Source organism: Pseudomonas sp. SWRI68, from assembly GCF_014269165.1.
In the GTDB taxonomy this organism is placed as follows: Bacteria; Pseudomonadota; Gammaproteobacteria; order Pseudomonadales; family Pseudomonadaceae; genus Aquipseudomonas; species Aquipseudomonas capeferrum.
Genome location: NZ_JABWRU010000041.1, coordinates 1 through 3,475 on the forward strand (window position 1 = coordinate 1; position 3,475 = coordinate 3,475).

Annotated in this window: 3 protein-coding genes and 1 pseudogene; all 4 read right to left on the bottom strand. The window is 53.5% G+C overall.

Annotation, left to right across the window (positions count from 1 at the left end; all coding sequences use genetic code 11):
* On the bottom strand, positions 1 to 968 hold a 968-nt coding region (locus HU770_RS26600), incomplete at its 3' end, for a hypothetical protein (RefSeq protein ID WP_186666545.1).
* A 177-nt stretch (positions 969 to 1,145) separates the two neighbouring features.
* On the bottom strand, positions 1,146 to 2,282 hold the full coding sequence (locus HU770_RS26605; protein WP_186666548.1) for a hypothetical protein: 1,137 nt from the start codon (positions 2,280 to 2,282) through the stop codon (positions 1,146 to 1,148).
* Positions 2,282 to 2,983 (bottom strand): hypothetical protein, encoded by a 702-nt coding sequence (locus HU770_RS26610; protein ID WP_238347490.1) that lies wholly within the window; start codon positions 2,981 to 2,983, stop codon positions 2,282 to 2,284. The genes HU770_RS26605 and HU770_RS26610 overlap by 1 nt, the downstream gene beginning before the upstream one ends.
* A 206-nt stretch (positions 2,984 to 3,189) precedes the next feature.
* Positions 3,190 to 3,475, bottom strand: a pseudogene (locus HU770_RS27220) (hypothetical protein); the annotation flags it as partial.

The following is a 3,475-nucleotide window of genomic DNA, read 5'->3' on the forward strand; positions in this document are numbered from 1 at the left end:
CCGGCCTCACGGATCACCTTCGGCCAGCGGGGTCGCCAGCACAGCAGCAGGCTGATCCAGTGCGCGGTGCCGATGATGACGAAAGCGGGCCAGACCATGAGCATTACGAGTTTGAACAACCAACTGCTATTGCGGAAGAACCGGCCAAGGCCTTCGAACTGGGCGCTGAATGCCTGAATGGGCGAGGGCAGTTGAGTGCTCAGGCGGGGGCGGGGGACGGCGTGCGGGCCTTCTTCCATGTAGCGGCGGATGAATTCCCATTCATCACGGAGTTCGCTGCCGCCCTGGCCTTGCTTGCCGATCAGGGCCATTTCCATATGGGGGAGGCCGGTGTGGCTGGGGTGCCAGATCAGGCCAAGTCTCATCCCCACGCTGAGCGAGTCATCCTCTGGGTAGAGTCCCGTGCTTCCCGTTGTTCTCCATGGAAATGTTGCGATGCCACCACATGAAGTTGGTCGATGAAGATGAACTTGCTGAGTTTTCCGATTGAAGCGGACAAGGAGGTGTCGACTAGTCAGTATTTCTAAACGGGTGAAGCGAAATCCATACTTAGCATAAAAATAATATACCGCACCGCCAATCGATAACATGTAGAGGCTGAATGAAACAGAGAATACGGAAAGAAAGTCGGCTTGGGTTGCATTGATGTATATAGAGAAGAACGTTACACGAAACCAGGCATAAGTCATAGGCCCTAGACCTCCAAGCGTCATCAACGTGATTAAACCACGCTTTTCTTCTGAGCCGCCACAGCGCATATCCATGTAGGTTTCATTGAACGCAAATATGGGGCCGCGTGAGCGAGGGGTATTGCTTACGGGCCTAAAGTGAACATCCTCCCTCAACTCACTCTCATATAGGTCTATTGCTACAGACTTATCTGTCGGCGCCATCACGGTATCGGCCGCCTTGCGTGCTGCCTCTGACTCTGTGCATGTTTTCCATAACCCCCATTCGATCAAAAACATTAATCCACCCGTCACTGAGCGCCTACTGCAGCGCTTTGAATTTTTTTGCTCTTTACGGATTCTCTAGCTTTTGCCAATGCTAATGCAGCTAGGGCTGCATTACTTTTTCAACGCATATCCGTCCAATAGTCCCAATTTTGTAAAATTCATTTGAGTTAGGTTCATATCAGCACACTTTTATGTCGATGATTTTGGCGCTCTGGGTGTACGCGGTTTACGTGGCTTTTTCTCTGGGCGCTTGCCAGGTTTGAGCTGCCAGCGGTCGGCATTGGCCAGAAGTCGCTCTTGGATTTCGGGCGGGTAGTCACTCAAGGTAGTGGGTGAAGGTACTGGTTTACCGGGCAAACCGGCTTCACGGATCACCTTCGGCCAGCGGGGTCGCCAGCACAGCAGCAGGCTGACCCAGTGCGCGGTGCCGATGATGACGAAAGCGGGCCAGACCATGAGCATTGCAAGTTTGAACAGCCAACTGCTTTTGCGGAAGAAACGGCCAAGGCCTTCGAACTGGGCGCTGAATGCCTGGATGGGCGAAGGTAGCTGGGTACTCAGGCGGGGGCGGGGGACGGCGTGCGGGCCTTCTTCCATGTAGCGGCGGATGAATTCCCATTCATCACGGAGTTCACTGCCGCCTTGGCCTTGTTTGCCGAGTAGGGCCATTTCCATGTGGGGAAGGCCGGTACGGCTGGGGTGCCAGATCAAGCCAAGTCTCATTCCGACGCTCAGCGAGTCGTCTTCTGGATCAAGACCTGTGCTTCCGGTGGTTTTCCAGGGAAATGTTACGATGCCGCCGCAATAGCTTGGTCTATGCAGGTGGACCTGCTGTGTTATTCGGTTGAAGCGAATGAGCAGATGGCGGCTGGTCAGTATTTCGAATCGGCTAATTTTTATGCCGTATTTTGAGTAGAAGTATAATGCAGCTCCTGAAACCAACCCCAAGACAATTGTAAGTACCACTCCTAAAAAAGAGTTTGGGCCGGGCCTGGTGATATCTAGCCAAATAGAACCTACAGCAATAACTATTCCAACAATGATACCGGGTAAGATTCCGCCTAATGTGATAAGGGTGATAAGGCCTCGCTTGTCTTCGGAGCCGCCACAGCGCATTTCAAGAAATCTCTCATTGAAAGCAAAAATAGGGCCGCGTGTGTGAGGCTTGTCGCTGACCTGTTGAAAATGTATTTCTTCTTCCAAGTCACCCTCATAATAATCTTGGCTAGAGCGTCTTTCTGCAGGTGTCATTTCTGCTTCGTACGCCTTCCGTGCGTTCTCTGACTCTGTTGCCATCTGCCAGAAGCCCCATTCAACCAAGTACATTATAAGGCCTCACTGAAAGCTGCATGGAGAGCGCTCAACTCTTCTAGTTCCTCAAAGAGTTTCGAATTTTTTCCGTTCCGGAAGCAGCTGCGTTTGCACCACTTTCCCAAAGCATCGTCTTCAAAAAGATAAATTACTATCGTTAGGGCGAGACCTATCCAAAAAGCTCCCAGTACTAAACGCGCTAGTAGGAGGCGAGCAGCTTGTGCACCCAATTTTTTTGCAAGCACTCCCAGCGATGAGGCCAGCATTCTTACAAGTTTAGTTTTTGCGTTGTGAGATAGATAGTCAAAAAAAGGTTTGGCGATTGCGACGGCTGTTGCTGCCTCTGCGAAGGAAAGTGTAATAGTTGCCAGGGAACTCAATGCATAAGCGGGGGCCAAAGCTTGGGATTTTGTTGTGCTTTTCCCGTTAAGATCGTCTTGACGATAGTTAAAATGTTCAGCCGCATCGGCGAAATCCCACCACGCCAATACCATCCCTCCCATGGCCGCCAGACCAGCCCCCCAAAGCTTCAATCTCCCCAACGTCGCCGCAGCGCCTCTCCCGGTCACGCTATTCGCGCCATACCTCACCACCACCTGATCCACATAACTGGCGCCAACTTCAAACCCGGCCGCAGCCGTGGTCATGGCCGCTGCCAAAAGCTCGGTCTTCACCCGCGCATCACTGTCGGGCAGCTCTCGTGCCTTGAATGCCATCAGCATTCCTTCCAGTAGGCAAACCAGCCCGGAGACACGCACTTAGCGACAGGGCTGTTACGTCGTGCTGGGCGGCAGCCGGCTGTAACACGTCTGCCCAGTTCGAGCGTTTGGGTGAGCGAGTCCATGGGGGTGTGCCTCAGGCCTTGGTGCGCAGGTATTGCTGCACGTTGTCGATAAGCGCGGTCCGCTGCTTGCGTGAGCTTTTATGTCGGTATTTTTCGCGCTTTGGGTGTACGCGGTTTACGTGGCTTTTTCGCTGGGCGCTTGCCAGGTTTGAGTTGCCAGCGGTCAGCATTGGCGAGCAGGCGCTCTTGGACTTCGGGCGGGTAGTCACTCAAAGTAGTGGGTGAAGGCACGGGTTTACCGGGCAAACCGGCCTCACGGATCACCTTCGGCCAGCGGGGTCGCCAGCACAGCAGCAGGCTGACCCAGTGCGCGGTGCCGATGATGACGAAAGCGGGCCAGACCATGAGCATTGCAAGTTTGAAC

Bases quoted from the DNA above. Each gene is read 5' to 3' on its own strand.
- HU770_RS26605 (WP_186666548.1), bottom strand. From the start codon at position 2,282: ATGTACTTGGTTGAATGGGGCTTCTGGCAGATGGCAACAGAGTCAGAG.
- HU770_RS26610 (WP_238347490.1), bottom strand. From the start codon at position 2,983: ATGGCATTCAAGGCACGAGAGCTGCCCGACAGTGATGCGCGGGTGAAG.